Consider the following 15,591-nt stretch of genomic DNA (forward strand, 5'->3'; position numbering starts at 1 on the left):
CCCCCGAAGCAGCCGCGGCGCTGCGGCACCTCCCGCCGCTCGGCACCGATACAGCCGGACCCCTCGGGCCCGGGCTCCTCTCCTCCGGAGCCCTCGGCGAAGTGATCCTCGAGATCCAGGCACACCTCTCCACCTGATCCTCGTCCACCTGATCCTCGACCGCTTCAGCCCGGATTCAGCGTCGACCGACCACACTGGAGGAATGCGGATCCTGGTGGTTGACGACGAGGTGCGCCTGGCCGAAGGCGTGCGCCGCGGGCTCGAGGCCGAGGGCTTCGCGGTCGACGTCGCGCACAACGGCGTCGACGGACTCTGGCGTGCACGCGAGACGCAGTACGACGCGATCGTGCTCGACCTGATGATGCCGGGCATGAGCGGATGGAAGGTCTGCGAAGCACTGCGCGCCGAGGAGAACTGGACGCCCGTGCTGATGCTCACCGCGAAGGACGGCGAGTGGGACCAGGTCGAGGCACTCGAGACCGGAGCCGATGACTACGTCACCAAGCCGTTCTCGTTCGCGATCCTCGTCGCACGGCTCCGCGCCCTCGTGCGCCGTGGAGCCGTCGCCCGCCCGGCGATCCTGGAGGCGGGCGATCTGCGGCTCGACCCCGCAGCCCACCGGGTCTGGCGCGGCGAGACCCCGGTGAGCCTCACCGCTCGGGAGTTCTCCGTGCTCGAGTACCTGATGCGTCATCGCGGGCAGGTGCTGTCGAAGCGCGCCCTCATCGACGGCGTCTGGGACGACGACTTCGACGGCGACCCCAACATCGTCGAGGTCTACGTCGGGCACCTCCGCCGCAAACTCGACAAGCCGTTCGGTCGTGAGGCCATCGAGACCATTCGCGGTGCGGGCTATCGACTGGCGGCCGACGGTGGCTAACCGCAGCTGGCGCACGGTGCGCGGCAGGACCACACTCGGTGCCACCGTCGTCGTCGCCGTCGCCCTGCTGATCGGAGCCTTCTCGTTCTACGGTGTGCTGAGCGCGAGCATCCACAGCAGCACCGAGCGCGCTGCGGAACAGCGGCTCAGCGAGCTCGCCGAGCGTGCAGGTGGGCCGGGAGGCAAGGGCATCGACGCGCTCGAAGACGAGATACTGCAGATCCTCGGTCCGGACGGCTCGGTACGTGCCGCGAGCGAGGAGGCTCGCGACAAACTGGGGTCGACGCCGCTCCCCGCCGACGACGACCCGCAGACGACCACCGTCGACGGCGACACCGTCCTGGTGGTCTCGGAAGACATCGACGGCGATCAGACGCTCGTGCTCGCGGTCTCGATGGACGACGACGCAGAGACCCTGGCGACGGTCGCGACGCTGCTCGCCATCGCGGTCCCGCTGCTGCTGCTGCTCGTGGCCGTGACCACCTGGCTGGTCGTGGGTCGCGCGCTCCGACCGGTGGAGCGCATCCGTGAGGAAGTGGACGGCATCACCGCCGAGCGCCTTCACCAGCGCGTTCCCGTACCCGACACAGCAGACGAGATCGCCGCACTCGCGACCACCATGAACGGCATGCTCGACCGGCTCGATGCATCTGCCACCGCGCAACGCCGATTCGTATCGGATGCCTCGCACGAGCTGCGTTCGCCGCTCACGACCATCCGCCAGCACGCAGAGCTCGCCCAGGCCCACCCCGAGGTCACCAGCATCGGCGAGCTCGCAGAGGTCGTCTCGGAAGAGGGGCTCCGACTGCAGGGCATCGTCGAATCGCTGCTGCTTCTCGCCCGCCTCGACGAGGGTGCGAGCACGCTCGACGAGGCGGTCGACCTCGACGACATCGCGCTCGGCGAGGTGCGCCGACTCCGCGCGGCAGGGCTCGACGTCGACGGTACCGGCATCCATGCCGCACGGGTGCACGGCGACCCGCGCCTGCTCGGCCAGCTGGTGCGCAACCTCGCAGACAATGCCGCCCGCCACAGTCGAGGTCGGGTGGCGATCGCGGTGATCCCCTCGGACGGATACGTGTTCGTGACGGTGGAAGACGACGGAGCCGGGGTTCTCGCCGAGGAGCGGGAGCGGATCTTCGAGCGCTTCGTCCGGCTCGACGAGGCCCGCAGCCGTGACGCCGGAGGCAGCGGCCTCGGCCTCGCGATCGCGCGCGGAATCGCCGGCTCCGCCCGCGGCACCCTCGTGGTCGACGACTCCCGCTGGGGCGGCGCGCGGTTCGTCCTCACCCTCCCCCGCGGCGCCTGAGCGACGGGTTCCTGAAGAGTCCTTCAGGACGCTTCAGGGAGGCTTCAGCGCCCGCGGGAGAGCATCGAGTCATGGACGACAAGACACCCTCTCCCGACCAGACGCCCGAGAGCACGCCGGACGCGCCGACCGTGCCGGTGGCCCCGACTCCCGATGCCGCAGCGGCGCCGACGGCCCCTGCACCCCCGGCCGGGACGGCACCCGCGCCCGGCGCCGGCGAGCACCCGACGTTCCCGGCGGCCGAGCCGACCCCCGGTGCCACGGCATCATCCCCGACGGCCGGCCGCAAGCGCGCGCTCCTCATCGGGGGCGGCATCGCGGCAGCCGTGGTCCTCGCGGGCGGCGGCATCGCCATCGGCGCGGCGATCGGCGACGAGTTCGACGACGACGACCGCTCCTCGGTGTCGGACGGCCCCCGCCAGGACGACAGCGAAGATCACAGTCGTCCCGGTGACGGCCCCAGGGGCGACGACCGCGGCGACACCCCCTCGAACGGTCGTGGCCCGGTGACGGGCATCGGTTCCGCCTCCGCCGACGAGCTGATCGCGATCGCGGATGCCGCACGCGGCGCGGCCGACGGCGACGTCACCTCGATCGACGCGAAGCGTGACGGCACCTGGGAGGTGCAGCTGAGCACAGCGGCGGGAGATGAGACCGAGATCCGCGTCGACAAGGAGCTCGCGGCGACCGTCGCCTCCACCGACGCGGCAGACGGCGACGACACCGGCCCGACGCTCACCCTCGACGACGAGACGATCCGCGCACTGGTCGCCGCCGCACTCGCCGAGGCCGAGGGCATGATCACCGACCTCGATGTCGACGGCGACGACGTGAGCCCCTACGACGCCTCGGTGCTCACTGCGGACAGCCGATCGATCGACATCGAGTTCGACGCCGACTTCGCGGTCGTCGGTACCGACATGGACTGAGTCGGTGCGGGCCGCGTCCTGTCGGGCGGACCCGAGACGCCCGGCATGATGGTGCCGCCGCTCTCTACCGGGGCGGCGGCACCATCGCGTCCTGCGGTGGCGAAGCCGATCAGCACGCAAGTCCGATTAGCATTCAAGGATGACGAACTCCGACCCGATCGACGACATCTCCATCGGCGGTGAGGTGATCCGCCTCGGACAGTTCCTCAAGTTCGCCGGCCTGCTCGACTCGGGCGGCGACGCCAAAGAGGTCATCATCGACGGGTACGTGACCGTGAACGGCGAGATCGATCGACGCCGCGGACGACAGCTGCGCGACGGCGACCTCGTGTCGTTCGAGGGACGCACCGTCCGCGTCCGACCGTGACCTCGGCCCGCTGATCGCCGGCCGGTCCGCGGCCGCAGTTCAGGCGGTCCGGTAGCGGAGGAACATCACCCCGCCGTTCGCGACCATTCCTCCGGGGAGGTCGAGTGGGCGGGGTGTGCGGTCCGCGAGGGAACGAACGGGACACCCCGCCCCGAGGGCCACGACTCCCCAGCCGTGCCCTCGTGCGCCGGCCGGCGGTTGCACCGCGCCGAGGAGGGCACGGGTCGAACACACTGCCGTTCGCCGACCGACGAGGTCTGAGGTCCGTCGTCGCGGCGTCCCGATCAGATGACCGGTGGAGGTGCGCTGCCTCCGCAGAGAAGACGTTGGATGCGCGGGACCATTACGCGCGACGGGCTTCGGTCAGGATACGGTGCCGGGTGGAGGGAGCACTTTTCGCGCGGTGACGATGATCAGCACCACGAGGAGGGCGACGATCGTGAGGTCGGCCGCGATGTACGCGTAGTGCGCCCCGTTGGTGCCCGGCGCCTCCGATCCCGCGATCACGAGGTCGCTGCGCCGGTTCAGCACGGGACGGATGAGTGCGACCTCGACGACGAAGACCAGCCAGATCCCGCCCAGGATCATGAGGGGCCCGCGTCCCGCCCGTGCTCGCACGCTCACGAACGTGAGCACCAGGAGCACGATGCCGGCGAGCACATTCAACGCGGTGAAGACGAGTCGTCCGATACCGAGTCCGATCGGGATCGTGACCCCCGGGGCGAGGAACTTCAACGGCGCCTCGAGGAACGAGATCGCGATGATCGCGCCGAGCAGGAACGCGGGCAGCAGCAGCCGCAGGGCCGTGGTCGTCCGTCCCGTCGTCGTCACGTGGTCCTCCTGTCTCGCCGGTCGATGGCGCCCCTCGACGCTACCTCCGCGCTGTCCAGGAGAGGTCAGCATCCACCGGGGAAAAGCCCTGTGCGCTGGTGACGACCTGTGCCCTGGTGAGAGACCTCTGCCGTCACAGCCACTCGATCACCTGCTCGATCAGGATGCCGACGCCGATGACCGTCATCGCGATGCCGGCGATCCGAGTGACGACGGAGCTCGCGCGGGGCCTCGTCCGCAGCAGTCGGCGAGCGAGCAGCCCGACGGTCGTGTACACGACCGCGATGTTGAGCAGATGCAGGCCACCGAGCGCGAGCATCTGCGTCGTTGACGGCCAGCCGTCGGGGCTCGTGAACTGCGGCAGCAGGGCGAGCAGGAGCAGGAGGCCCTTCGGGTTGATACCGCTCACGCCGGAGCCGCGCAGGAACTGCGCCCATCCGCCCGTGGCGATCGGCTCGCCGCTCTCGGCGATCGGCGCCGGGCGGCTGGCGAGCGTCGTCGCCCCGAGGAAGATCAGGTAGAGCGCGCCGACCACCGTCAGCGTCGTGAGGGTGACGGGATACGTGGTGACCAGCGCGCCGAGGCCGAGCGCGACGGCGACGATCACGACCGTGTAACCCGCGATCATCCCGAGGATCGATGGCGCGATCGAGCGAGCACGCAGGCCGGCGGAGATCGCATAGGCCCAATCAGCGCCCGGCGTCAGCGCGAGCATGACGGCGACCACCCAGAACTGCATGACCAGCGCGATATCCATCGGTTCTCCTCGATTCGAGGAAGAGACTACGAAGAATCACGCGAAAGGTGCTTCGATTCTTCGGGCGACTGACGGCTTCACCTGCAAGAATTGTCACCATGGACGCACTTGACCGGGAGATCCTCTCGCTACTGCAGGACGACGGTCGGATGAGTGCCACGAATCTCGCCGCGCAGGTCGGGTTGAGCCTCTCCGCCTGCCATCGCCGACTCAAAGAGCTGGAGCAGTCCGGAGCGATCGAACGCTACCGGGCGGTGGTCGCCCCGGCAGCCGTCGGCCTCACCTTCGAAGCCATCGTCTTCGTGACGATCGGGCGTACCGACAAGGACACGATCGTCGCGTTCGAGGAAGCCGTCGTCTCGATCCCCGCCGTCGTCGAGGCGCAGCGCCTGTTCGGCGACCCCGACTACATGCTGCGCATCCTCACGCGCGACATGGGTTCGTACCAGGAGCTCTACGACAACACCCTCGGAGCCCTGCCGGGCGTGCAGCGATTGACGTCGACGATGGTGATGAAGCGACTCGGCGCGGACCGCGCAGTGCCGATCCCCTGAGCGCGGCTCGAAGGTGCCGGACGTTCTCAGAGGAGATGCTGACGGATGCGCTCCACGAGCTCTCCGGCCGTGCCATCCACCGTCACCGTGATCCCGTCCTCGTCCGCCCCGAGCGGCTCCAACGTCTGCAACTGCGACGCCAGCAGCGCGGGTGGCATGAAGTGACCGCGGCGCGCAGTCGCCTGCTCCGTGACCCGCTCCTTCGGTGCGTCGAGGTGCACGAACACCGTGTCAGGGGCCGATGCGCGCAGCCGATCGCGGTATCTCCGCTTCAACGCCGAGCACGCGATGACGACCCCGGGGTCCGCGGCGAGCGCCGCCCCGACCCGGTCGAGCCACGGCCACCGGTCATCGTCATCGAGAGGGATCCCTGCCGCCATCTTGGCGACGTTCTCCGAGCCGTGCAGATCGTCCGCATCGATGAACGAGACCCCGAGCCGATGTGCGAGGTCCCGGCCGACCGTCGTCTTGCCCGCCCCGGACACCCCCATGACGACGATCGGCCTGGTCACCAGAGTCACCAGTCGTGCACCGTTCCATCCGCGAGGCGGTTATAGGGCAGGTACGCCCGCTCGTACGGGTACTTGCCCGCCTCGTCGACGTCGAGCTCGACGCCCAGGCCCGGCTTGTCGCCGGGGTGCAGCAGTCCGCCACGCCAGGTGAAGGACTGCTGGAACACCTGGTCGGTACGCGAGCCGTGCTGCATGTACTCCTGGATGCCGAAGTTGTGGATCGCGAGGCCGAGGTGCATCGCCGCCGCCATGCCGACCGGCGAGATGTCGGTGGGCCCGTGCATGCCGGACTTGATCTGGTACATCGCCGCGTAGTCCAGTGTCTTCTTCAGCGGACTGATGCCGCCCATGTGGGTCACGGCCCCGCGCACGTAGTCGATGAGCTGGTCGCGGATGATGTCCTTGAAATCCCAGACGGTGTTGAAGATCTCGCCGATCGCGAGGGGCGTGGTCGTGTGCTGGCGCACGAGTCGCAGCGCCTCCTGGTTCTCGGCGGGGGTGCAGTCCTCGAGCCAGAACAGGTCGTACGGCTCGAGCGCCTTGCCGAGCTTCGCCGCCTGGATCGGCGTCATCCGGTGGTGGCCGTCGTGCAGCAGCGGGATGTCGGGGCCGAACTCGTTGCGCACCGCCTCGAAGACGCCCGGCAGGTGGTTCAAGTAGGCGCGGGTATCCCAGTCCTCTTCGACGGGCTTCGCGCCTCGGCGGGCGGGCTCGTGGTCATAGCGGGCTTCTCCCCCTCCGGTGTCCGCGGCCTGAGAGGCGATGCCGTAGATGGCCTTGAGCCCGGGAACACCGGTCTGGATCCGGATCGCCCGATACCCCTGGTCGAGGTGCGCGCGCACGGAGTCGAACAGTTCAGGCAGCTCCTTGCCCGACGCGTGACCGTAGGCGAGAAGCCCGGTGCGCGATGCCCCGCCCAGCAGCTGGTAGACCGGCATCCCCGCCTTCTTGCCCTTGATGTCCCACAGCGCCATGTCGACCGCGGCGACAGCGGCCATCGTGACGGGTCCCCTGCGCCAGTACGCGCTCCGGTAGAGGAACTGCCAGGTGTCTTCGATGCGGTCCTCGTCGGCGCCGTTCAGCAGCGGGACCACGTGCTCGGTGAGGTACGCGACGACCGCCAGCTCTCGGCCGTTGAGGGTCGCATCGCCGAGGCCGGAGATGCCATCGGCCGTCGTGAGCTTGAGGGTGACGAAGTTCCGGTCGGGGCTGGTGACGATGACCTCAGCCTTGTCGATGCTCATGCGAGGGTCCCTTCGGGAGTGAGGTGGTCGATGACGGTGCGTGCGCGGTCAGCCGCGGGCACGGCGGAGATGGTGCGGGCGATCACAGCCGTCGCGGGATCGGTCGGGTCGAGTTCGACGAGGGAGCGGATCCAGCTCTCCACGGCGTGCAGCTGCGCGTCGTCGGCGGCATCGCCGGCCTCTCGGCGTCTCCGCAGGGGAGCGACGAGGCGCAGCGCCACCTTGATCGGACTGTCCCGACGGATCTGGTCGAGCCGATGGGCGATGCGCGGATTCGAGAAGCGGAGGCGCAGATCGTCGAGCCATCCGTCGAGCTCCGCGACCGGCAGGTCGACCGCGGTGCGCTGCGCAGCCCACAGCGCCTCGGTGTCGGCGCGCAGGTCGGCATCGCCGAATGCCTCTGCGATCGTGTCGTAGCCCCGCAACCGCCCTGCCGCGGCGAGGAAGGTGTGCCCGGCGTTGAGCAGATAGAGCTTGCGCGCTTCGTACGGTCCGACATCCGCCACGAATCGCGCACCGACCTGCGCCCACTCCGGAGCACCGCCCGGGAACTCGCCCGCGAGGATCCATTCCGTGAACGGCTCGGTGACCACCGCGGACGGATCGTCGAGGCCGGTGAGCTCCCGCACAGCGTCGATGTCGGCAGGCGTGACGGCAGGGGTGATCCGGTCCACCACCGTGTCGACGAACGATGCGATGTCCGAGATTCCCGCAGCCTGGGGCCCGGCGGCCTTGCGCACCGCGTCGCTCAGCACCCGGCCGTTCTGCGGCAGGTTGTCGCAGCTCACGACCGCGATGGCTCCTGCACCGGCATCCGCCCGAGCGACGAGACCTTCGGCGATGCGCCGCGGAACCCCGGAACCGGCCGAGTACCCCGCCTCGGTGACCGTCACGGTCAGAACTGCGACCCGAGGATCGGTGAGAGTGTCGAGCCAGGCCCGCTCATCCGATCCGGGCACCGCCCGCACGATCGACTGCACGGTCGTCGCCCGGTCTCCCTCGGCAGAGCGCTCCAGCACCGTGTACACGCCGTCGTTGCGCGACAGCAGCTCTGCGGCCTCCGGGGCACGCCCGGTGAAAGCGGCGATGCCCCAGCCGTCGTCTGCGGCTGCACGGTCGTTCGCCTGCTGGGTGTACCAGGCCTGGTGAGCCCGATGGAAGGCACCGAGACCCAGATGAGCGGCATGGAGCGGGGGATGCTGCGTGCGCGCAGGCCCGGTCACGATCCGATGCCGGCGGCGCCGGCAGACGCGCGCAGGAACGCGAGGTCGTCGGTCAGGCGTTCCGCCAGCGGAGCATCCGTCGAGAAGTCCTCCAGCGTCACCCAGCCGTCGTAGCCGACCTCGGCGAGGGCGCGGAAATAGTCCGGCACGCTGGCGATGCCCTCGCGAAGCGGAGCCCATGCCGACTCCCAACGCACATCGCCGTCGAGCCCCGTCTGCCCGGTGCGCTGCCAGACGGCGTTCTTCACATGCACGTGCGCGAGGTACTCCCCCAGGAGTTGCAGGCCGGCGCGAGTGTCCTCCTGCCCTTCGATCACGAGGTTGCCGAGGTCGTGGATCACACCGATGGTGCGCGGGTCGATGCCGTCGACCAGACGGAGGGCAGCCGACGCCGACGCCGAGATCGTCTGATGGTGCAGCTCGACGAGCACCTTCACGCCGAGTGCGCCCGCCTCGCGGGAGGCCCACTCCAGGTCGCCCTTGGTCTGTGCGAACACCGTGCGATAGTCCTGGGTGTCGTTGAAGGGGATGCGCACGCGCACCTGACGCGCACCGAGTTCTGCGGTGGCCCTGAGCGTCCGCAGCACATCGTCTCGGTCGGGCGCGAGCGCGTAGCCGCCGATGCCGCTGAACTCCAGCCCGGCCTCGCGGGTGATGCGGGCGATCTCGGAGACCGACCCCTCGAGCCCGGTGAGCGGCCAGGTCGCGCGGTTCCCGGCCCAGAATCCGGGCGGGTCGGCCTCGTCCTGGTCGGTGATGCGCCACTCGATGCCGTCGTAGCCGATCGCGGCGATGCGGCGGGCCGCCTCTGCGGGCTCCCAGTCGGGGGTCGCCGCGGTGAACACCGAGAACTTCATGCGACGCCTCCCGTCCGTACGTCCGCATCGTCGACGGTGCCGCCGATCAGGTCGGCGACGCGTACCGCAGAACCAGTGGTCGCCGACACGTAAATGCCGCGCACCACGGCGAGCGCCAGCAGTGCCTCGGCTACGCCGACCCGCGAGGCTCTCCCCTCACGGATGCTCTCGACGATGTCGGCGTACTGGCGGGCGTGCCCCTCGGCGAACGCCTGCGGGTCACGGTCGTCGCCGAGCCGATGCCCCTCGGGCACCCAGTCGACGCTGCGGTCGGCGGTGTCGCCGTCGACCCACAACCGGGCGAGCTGGTCGTTCTCGATGATGCCGGTCCCCTGCGCGCCGTGCACGGCCAGCCGCACCGGCTGCTCGGGGAAGGCGGCGGTCGTGGCGTGCAGAACGGCGAGCGCACCCGACTCGAAACGCACCGTGACGACCGCCACGTCTTCGACCTCGACCCGCTCGTGCGCGAGCAGCGCCGTGTGGGCGAACACGTCGACGGGGGTGCCGAGGAACCACAGCAGCAGGTCGACGGTGTGCACGCCCTGGTTCATCACGGCACCTCCGCCATCGAGCTCCCACGTGCCCCGCCAGGCGCCCGAGTCGTAGTACTCCTGCGAGCGCCACCAGGGCACGGAGGCGACAGCGCTCGTGATCCGCCCCAGGCGTCCGGTGTGGGCGGCCTCAGCGACGGCCACCGCGCCCGGGTCGAAGCGGTGCTGGCTGATCACCGAGATCCGGATGCCGTGCGCCTCGGCGTCCCGTGCGATCGAGGCCAGCCGGCGACCACGTTCCATCGACACGTCGAGGGGCTTCTCGAGCACGACGTGGATCCCCCGCGCGACCGCCCGCTCGGCGAGTTCGACATGGGAACCGCTCGGGGTGCAGATGACGACCACATCGATGTCGTCGGGGATCGACTCGATATCGGCGTGCGTGGATGGGCGCTCTCCTCCCAGTTCTTCGACGATGAGGTCGGCCAGACGATCGGTCGCGGTCGGCACTTCGTCGACGACCGCGACGATGCGCAGGCCGGGGGTGGCCGCGATCGCTCTGGCGTGGTTGACGCCGATGATGCCGCATCCGACGATGGCGACGTCGAGGATTCCGTCGGTCATGAGAGGGTGACTCCGATCTCGTCTGTGAGTGTGCGAAGGGCTCGGCCGGCACGACCGAAGGCCTCAGGCCCCGAGAAGCCGCCGAGCGCGTTGACGTCGGCGAGGTGCGGTTCGAGCGAGGCGAACCCCGCATAGCCGTCGTCGCGCAGGGCGGTGAGGGTCTCGCGCAGTTCGCCGTCTCCGTCGCCCACCGGCACGACCTCACCCGTCGCGGCGAGAGCATCCTTCAGCTGCAGATACTCGAGGTGCGGCCGCAGCTTGGCGTAGCCGTCGGTGAACGGCCGGACGCCGACCTGGACGAAGTTGGCGTTGTCCCAGGCGACGCGCAGCCGGTCGGAGCCGACCGACTCGATCACGTCGAGCACGCGCGAGGGGATGTCGCCGTAGATGTCCTTCTCGTTCTCGTGCACGAGGGTGACCCCGGCCGCTTCGGCGGTGCGGGCGAGCGCTGTCATGCGCACGAGCACGTCGTCGCGGATGTCGTCCGCTGAGAGGTGCTCCGCACGGAAGAACGAGAAGATGCGTATGTACGGGGTCTCCAGCACCTCGGCCGCACGGATCGCCCGTTGCAGCCGACCGACCTCGTGCTCGACCGGCAGAGACACATCGACCTTGCCGATCGGCGACGCGATCGCCGACACCGCCATGCCGCGCTCGCGCACCACGGCCGCGAGCTGCGCGAGCTGCGACTCGTCGAGATCGACGACGTTCACCCCCCACGCGCTGCGCACCTCGATGTGCCGCGCGCCGAGCGCCTGGAGCACGGCGATCTGCACGGCCGGATCGGGATCGATCTCGTCACCGAATCCTGAGAGCTTCCACGGGGTCATTTCACTCCTCCTGCGGTGAGACCGCCTACGAGATAGCGCTGGAACACGAGGTAGAGCACGACGACGGGGATCGCGCAGATGAGCGAGGCCGCCATCATCTGCCCGTACAGGGGCACGGCTCCCGTCTCCTGCGTCGCGCCGAAGATCTGCAGGGCCACCGCGGCGGTGCGGCTGTCGCGGTTGGTCATGACCGAGGCGAACAGCACGTCGTTCCAGCCCTGCAGGAATGCGAAGATCGCGGAGACCACGATCCCCGGCCAGCTCAGCGGCAGCACGATGCGCGTGAGGACCCGGAAGTTCGAGGCACCGTCCATGCGCGCGGCCTCCTCGAGCTCGCGCGGCAGTCCGCGGATGTACGTCACCATCACCCAGGTCGAGAACGGCAGCGCGAAGGTGAGATAAGTGACGAACACCGACCAGTGGGTGCCGATGGTGGGGATGCGCAGCACCGATGAGAGCGTCGAGAACATCACGAACACCGGAAGCAGCATGAGCGTGCCGGGGACCGACTGCAGCCCGAGCAGTCCTCGAAGGATCGTGACGCGTCCGATGAAGGTGAAGCGCACCAACACCCACGCCATCGAGACCGCGACGGCCGCGCAGACGACGGCGACCGCGCCGCAGATCAGGAGGCTGTTGGCCAGCCCTCCCGCGAGATCGACGCTGCGCCACACCTTGACGTAGTTGTCGAGCCGGAGCTCGGTCGGCCAGTACGCGCCGCCGGCGACCGCGACATCCGCATTGATCGAGGCGAACAGCATGTACGAGACAGGCCCGAACACGAGCAGGCACAGGACGATGTTCGCGGCAGCCAGAAGCGGGCGCGGCAGCAGCCGATCCACCTGGCTGTGACCGCCGGGGCGGCTCCGGCGCGGGTTGACCTGCGCGATCGTGGTGGTGGCGCTCATCGCTTCGCGTCCTCTCCGGTGTCCAGGCGCACGGCGCGCAGGTAGATGAACAGGGGGATCGCGACGATCGCGAGCGAGGCCACCGCCATGGCCGCCGAGAGGCCGAACCGGAAGCTCTGGAACGCCGTGACGTAGGTGAGGACCGGCAGCACCTCGACATCGACCGGCGCCGGTATCCCGAAGAGCACGAACGGCATCGTGAAGGCGTTGATGCTGTGCAGGAAGGTGAGGATGAATGCCAGCAGGATCGATCCGCGCAGATACGGGAGGATGACCTTGCGCAGCTTGATGCCCCACCCCGCGCCGTCGAGCGCCGCGGCCTCGTGCACCTCCGCATCCACCGCCTGCAGTCCGGCCAGCGTCAGCAGGTACACGAACGGCCAGCTCACCCAGAGCTGCGCGATGACCAGGGTCCAATAGCTCTGCGGCCCGTTGAGCCACAGCCCCGGGTCGACCCCGAACACGCCGAATGCCTCGTCGACCACTCCTTCGGGCTGGAACATCGCCCGAAAGACCGTGGCCACCACGAAGGCGGGGAGGATGTACGGGATCAGGTAGACGGAGCGCACCAGCCCGCGACCGCGGAAGGCGTTCTGCGTGGCCAGCGCCGCCGTGACTCCGATCGGGATCGCCGCCACCGACACGATCAGCGCATAGCTGACGCTCAGCCCGATCCCGCGCAGCAGCGGCGAGGAGGAGAACGCCTCGACGAAGTTGCCCAATCCGACGAACGGCGCCTGCAGCCACTGCCGGATCGTGTACTGGTCCAGGTCGAGCATCGAGATCCAGAAGGCCAGCAGCAGCGGCACCAGGATCAGCAGTGTCATCAGCACCCCGCCGGGCAGCAGCATCCACAGCGGGCGGGGCCGCTCGCTCGGCGGGGTGTCGTCGGTCCGTTTCCGACGCGTGTCGGTGGCGATCGCCATGTGCGTGTCCCCGCGTCGCTACTTGGACTTGTCGAGCGCCGACTGCGCGCTCGCCTGAGCCTCGGCGATCGATGCGGCGATCGCGCTCTGGCTGAGCGATCCCCCCTGCAGGGCGGGCAGTGATTGGACGACCACGTTGGTCAGGGCGAGCTGCGTGTCCCCCCAGGCGCCCGTGAACGGGGTGGCCACCGACTGCGAGGCGGCCTGCACGTTGGCGCTCAGATCGGGATTGTCCTTCTCGACCTGTGCCGCCGCCTCCACGCCCGTCGGCAGTTCGCCGAACGTGTCGAAGTAGTCGAGCTGCGACTCGGTGCTGGTGAGCATCTCGATGAACGCGAATGCGAGATCCTGGTTCGGCGAATACTGCGCGACGACGAGGTTGTCGCCGGAGAGGATGCTGGCTGCCTCCTTGCCGCCCTTCGGAAGTACGGTCTCCCCCGGCGGGATGGTCGGCAGGAGCGCGTAGGCGTAGGAGTCGGCGACAGGTGAGCCCGCGAACGTGGGCTTGGAGTTCGCCGAGGTCATCGGCAGGAAGCCGGCCTTCCCTTCGGCGAAGGCGGCGACGGCCTGCGCGTTCTTCCACCCGACCGATGCCGGGTCGACGAGTCCGTCCTGGTACCAGCCGAAGTAGGTGTCGTAGGCGGCGGCCACGGCCGGGTCGTCGATCTCCGCCTTCTTGGCGTCCACGTCGATCAGCGGGTTGCCCGCCTGCACACTCATGCCCCAGACGAACTTCCAGGGGTCAAAGCTGTCGGCGTAGCCGATCGCGAGACCGTGCACATCCCCTGATTCGATCTTCGCGGCCGCAGCCGTCAGCTCATCCCAGGTCGTCGGCGGCTCCTCGATGCCGGCGGCGGCAAGCAGCTCGGTGTTGTAGGCCATCACGAAGGGACGACTCACGAACGGGATGGCGATCTCGTCGTCCTCGCTCGGGCCGGAGATACCCAGGGTGGATGGCACGAAGCGGTCGCGGCCCCCGACCTTGTCCCAGTCGGCATCGGTGAGCTTCACGAAGGCTCCCGTGGCGTAGGCGGTCGGTGTGAAGGTGGTGCCGAGACCGTAGACGTCGGGGCCCTGTCCGGAGAGCACGGAGGTCTGGATCTTCGTGAGCTCGTCGTTGGCGCTGGCGAAGGTCTCGAACTCGACGGTGGCTCCGGTCTTCTCCTCGAACGCATCGGAGACCTTCCCGAACCATTCCTTCTGCTGCTCGGGGTAGAGGCCGTTCGCGGCCATCATCACGGTGAGCGTCTGGCCTGTCCCATCGACAGCGCCACCGGTGCCGCCGTCATCCGTACCAGCGCCGGATCCCGAGCATGCGGTCAACGCGATCGCTGCTGCGGTCATCGCCCCGAGGGCGATCAGGGGTCGAGACTTCATTGAACTCTCCTTCGAGACAGTGAGTGGACGTGACTGCGTCTCCGCCAAGGTAGGCAAGCGTGGCAATTGTTAGCAATCCATTGCCAGTAATTGCCATCCTGTGATTCTGTTGCCCCATGTCGTCCCTCACACCGCCTCCGCACCGGCCGACCCTCGCAGACGTGGCCGATGCCGCCGGCGTCGCGATCTCCACGGCCTCGCGCGCACTCGCCGTCCCCGGTCGCGGGAACCCCGACACCCGCGAGCGCATCATCCGCATCGCGAAGGACCTCGGTTACACCCCCGTCACCGCGTCGAACGCCTCGGCGACACCATCGACCCGCATGGTCGCCGTCCTCGTGTCGGATGTCACGAACCCGTTCTACTTCGGCATCATCCGGGGCACGCAGCAGGCTCTTCGCGTCGCCGGATACTCGCAGATCCTCGTGCATACCGAGGAGTCGCCCGAGATGGAGGAGAGCACGCTCGAAGAGCTGCGCAGCTCGTACGACGGTGCGATCCTGACCGCCTCCCGCCTGTCCGATGAGCGGCTGGCTGAGCTCAGTGCCGAGCTTCCGCTCGTCGCGTTGAACCGGGCGGTGCCGGGAGTGCCGTCGGTGTTCATCGACACACCGCTCGGCTTCGACCAGGCCGTCGAGCACCTCGCCTCGCTGGGCCATCGACGCATCTGCTACGTGGCGGGCCCTCCGACGAGCTGGGCGAGCAACCTGCGCTGGCGTGCCGTGGCGGCCGCGTGCGAGCGCCTCGGGATCGAGCACACGAAGGTGGGCCCGTACCAGCCGCGCACGAAGGCGGGCGCGGCCGCGGCGGATGCTGCGCTGAACACCGGCGCCACCGCGTGCGTGGCTTTCAACGACCTCCTCGCGATCGGCATGCTCATCCGGCTCAAGGAACGCGGCGTGCGCGTTCCGGAGGACATGAGCATCGTCGGCTGCGACGACATCTTCGGCGCCGACTTCTGCAACCCGCCGC

At 69.1% G+C, this 15,591-nt stretch carries 17 protein-coding genes; 6 read left to right on the forward strand and 11 right to left on the reverse strand.

Annotated features, from left to right (window positions below; all coding sequences use genetic code 11):
- Positions 1-202: 202 nt before the first annotated feature.
- From AX744_RS21735 to AX744_RS21720, 4 genes are all read left to right on the forward strand, one after another.
- Positions 203-880, forward strand: coding sequence for a response regulator transcription factor (locus AX744_RS21735; protein WP_061018493.1), 678 nt, complete (start codon positions 203-205; stop codon positions 878-880).
- On the forward strand, positions 873-2,189 hold the full coding sequence (locus AX744_RS21730; protein WP_061018500.1) for a sensor histidine kinase: 1,317 nt from the start codon (positions 873-875) through the stop codon (positions 2,187-2,189). The genes AX744_RS21735 and AX744_RS21730 overlap by 8 nt, the downstream gene beginning before the upstream one ends.
- Positions 2,190-2,260: 71 nt before the next feature.
- On the forward strand, positions 2,261-3,118 hold the full coding sequence (locus AX744_RS21725; protein WP_082738586.1) for a hypothetical protein: 858 nt from the start codon (positions 2,261-2,263) through the stop codon (positions 3,116-3,118).
- 139 nt (positions 3,119-3,257) lie between these two features.
- Complete coding sequence (locus AX744_RS21720; protein WP_017829834.1) at positions 3,258-3,485, forward strand: RNA-binding S4 domain-containing protein; 228 nt, start codon at positions 3,258-3,260, stop codon at positions 3,483-3,485.
- Positions 3,486-3,848: 363 nt separating this feature from the next.
- On the opposite strand, the gene AX744_RS21715 is transcribed toward AX744_RS21720, so the two are convergent.
- Together AX744_RS21715 and AX744_RS21710 are read right to left on the reverse strand one after the other, a co-directional pair.
- Positions 3,849-4,316, reverse strand: a complete 468-nt coding sequence (locus AX744_RS21715) for a hypothetical protein (protein ID WP_046748552.1) — start codon at positions 4,314-4,316, stop codon at positions 3,849-3,851.
- A gap of 133 nt (positions 4,317-4,449) precedes the next feature.
- Positions 4,450-5,073 carry a LysE family translocator gene (locus AX744_RS21710; RefSeq protein ID WP_061018490.1) on the reverse strand — a complete coding sequence of 208 codons (624 nt, stop codon included), beginning with the start codon at positions 5,071-5,073 and terminating at the stop codon, positions 4,450-4,452.
- Positions 5,074-5,171: 98 nt separating this feature from the next.
- Between AX744_RS21710 and AX744_RS21705 the strand changes: the two genes are divergently transcribed.
- The gene (locus AX744_RS21705; RefSeq protein WP_061018488.1) at positions 5,172-5,627 is read left to right on the forward strand and encodes an Lrp/AsnC family transcriptional regulator; all 456 of its coding nucleotides are present in this window, start codon (positions 5,172-5,174) and stop codon (positions 5,625-5,627) included.
- A 26-nt stretch (positions 5,628-5,653) separates the two neighbouring features.
- On the opposite strand, the gene AX744_RS21700 is transcribed toward AX744_RS21705, so the two are convergent.
- Genes AX744_RS21700 through AX744_RS21660 form a run of 9 tightly spaced genes read right to left on the reverse strand, consistent with a single transcriptional unit; the run spans position 5,654 to position 14,619 of the window.
- Positions 5,654-6,139, reverse strand: a complete 486-nt coding sequence (locus AX744_RS21700) for a gluconokinase (RefSeq protein ID WP_231728852.1) — start codon at positions 6,137-6,139, stop codon at positions 5,654-5,656.
- Positions 6,140-6,144: 5 nt separating this feature from the next.
- A complete protein-coding gene (gene manD / locus AX744_RS21695) occupies positions 6,145-7,383 on the reverse strand; it encodes a D-mannonate dehydratase ManD (protein WP_061018486.1) in 1,239 nt (412 codons plus the stop codon).
- Positions 7,380-8,606 (reverse strand): mannitol dehydrogenase family protein, encoded by a 1,227-nt coding sequence (locus AX744_RS21690; RefSeq protein WP_061018484.1) that lies wholly within the window; start codon positions 8,604-8,606, stop codon positions 7,380-7,382. Before AX744_RS21690 ends, manD begins: the two co-directional genes overlap by 4 nt.
- Positions 8,603-9,463: a sugar phosphate isomerase/epimerase family protein gene (locus AX744_RS21685; RefSeq protein ID WP_061018481.1), complete on the reverse strand. Its 861-nt coding sequence runs from the start codon at positions 9,461-9,463 to the stop codon at positions 8,603-8,605. Before AX744_RS21685 ends, AX744_RS21690 begins: the two co-directional genes overlap by 4 nt.
- A complete protein-coding gene (locus tag AX744_RS21680; protein WP_061018479.1) occupies positions 9,460-10,578 on the reverse strand; it encodes a Gfo/Idh/MocA family protein in 1,119 nt (372 codons plus the stop codon). Before AX744_RS21680 ends, AX744_RS21685 begins: the two co-directional genes overlap by 4 nt.
- A complete protein-coding gene (locus tag AX744_RS21675; protein WP_061018477.1) occupies positions 10,575-11,408 on the reverse strand; it encodes a sugar phosphate isomerase/epimerase family protein in 834 nt (277 codons plus the stop codon). Before AX744_RS21675 ends, AX744_RS21680 begins: the two co-directional genes overlap by 4 nt.
- Positions 11,405-12,316, reverse strand: a complete 912-nt coding sequence (locus AX744_RS21670; RefSeq protein ID WP_046748544.1) for a carbohydrate ABC transporter permease — start codon at positions 12,314-12,316, stop codon at positions 11,405-11,407. Before AX744_RS21670 ends, AX744_RS21675 begins: the two co-directional genes overlap by 4 nt.
- Positions 12,313-13,242, reverse strand: coding sequence for a carbohydrate ABC transporter permease (locus tag AX744_RS21665; RefSeq protein WP_046748543.1), 930 nt, complete (start codon positions 13,240-13,242; stop codon positions 12,313-12,315). The genes AX744_RS21670 and AX744_RS21665 overlap by 4 nt, the downstream gene beginning before the upstream one ends.
- Positions 13,243-13,260: 18 nt before the next feature.
- A complete protein-coding gene (locus tag AX744_RS21660) occupies positions 13,261-14,619 on the reverse strand; it encodes an ABC transporter substrate-binding protein (RefSeq protein ID WP_061018475.1) in 1,359 nt (452 codons plus the stop codon).
- 116 nt (positions 14,620-14,735) lie between these two features.
- On the opposite strand from AX744_RS21660, the gene AX744_RS21655 reads away from it, so the two are divergent.
- Positions 14,736-15,591, forward strand: an 856-nt coding sequence (locus tag AX744_RS21655; RefSeq protein ID WP_061018474.1) for a LacI family DNA-binding transcriptional regulator, incomplete at its 3' end; no start/stop codon positions are given.

The sequence above is a fragment of the Microbacterium sp. CCH5-D1 genome (assembly GCF_001557335.1).
In the GTDB taxonomy this organism is placed as follows: domain Bacteria; phylum Actinomycetota; class Actinomycetes; order Actinomycetales; family Microbacteriaceae; genus Microbacterium; species Microbacterium oxydans.

Bases quoted from the DNA above. Each gene is read 5' to 3' on its own strand.
- AX744_RS21735 (WP_061018493.1), top strand. From the start codon at position 203: ATGCGGATCCTGGTGGTTGACGACGAGGTGCGCCTGGCCGAAGGCGTG.
- AX744_RS21725 (WP_082738586.1), top strand. From the start codon at position 2,261: ATGGACGACAAGACACCCTCTCCCGACCAGACGCCCGAGAGCACGCCG.
- AX744_RS21720 (WP_017829834.1), top strand. From the start codon at position 3,258: ATGACGAACTCCGACCCGATCGACGACATCTCCATCGGCGGTGAGGTG.
- AX744_RS21710 (WP_061018490.1), bottom strand. From the start codon at position 5,073: ATGGATATCGCGCTGGTCATGCAGTTCTGGGTGGTCGCCGTCATGCTC.
- AX744_RS21705 (WP_061018488.1), top strand. From the start codon at position 5,172: ATGGACGCACTTGACCGGGAGATCCTCTCGCTACTGCAGGACGACGGT.
- manD (WP_061018486.1), bottom strand. From the start codon at position 7,383: ATGAGCATCGACAAGGCTGAGGTCATCGTCACCAGCCCCGACCGGAAC.
- AX744_RS21685 (WP_061018481.1), bottom strand. From the start codon at position 9,463: ATGAAGTTCTCGGTGTTCACCGCGGCGACCCCCGACTGGGAGCCCGCA.
- AX744_RS21680 (WP_061018479.1), bottom strand. From the start codon at position 10,578: ATGACCGACGGAATCCTCGACGTCGCCATCGTCGGATGCGGCATCATC.
- AX744_RS21675 (WP_061018477.1), bottom strand. From the start codon at position 11,408: ATGACCCCGTGGAAGCTCTCAGGATTCGGTGACGAGATCGATCCCGAT.
- AX744_RS21670 (WP_046748544.1), bottom strand. From the start codon at position 12,316: ATGAGCGCCACCACCACGATCGCGCAGGTCAACCCGCGCCGGAGCCGC.
- AX744_RS21665 (WP_046748543.1), bottom strand. From the start codon at position 13,242: ATGGCGATCGCCACCGACACGCGTCGGAAACGGACCGACGACACCCCG.
- AX744_RS21660 (WP_061018475.1), bottom strand. From the start codon at position 14,619: ATGAAGTCTCGACCCCTGATCGCCCTCGGGGCGATGACCGCAGCAGCG.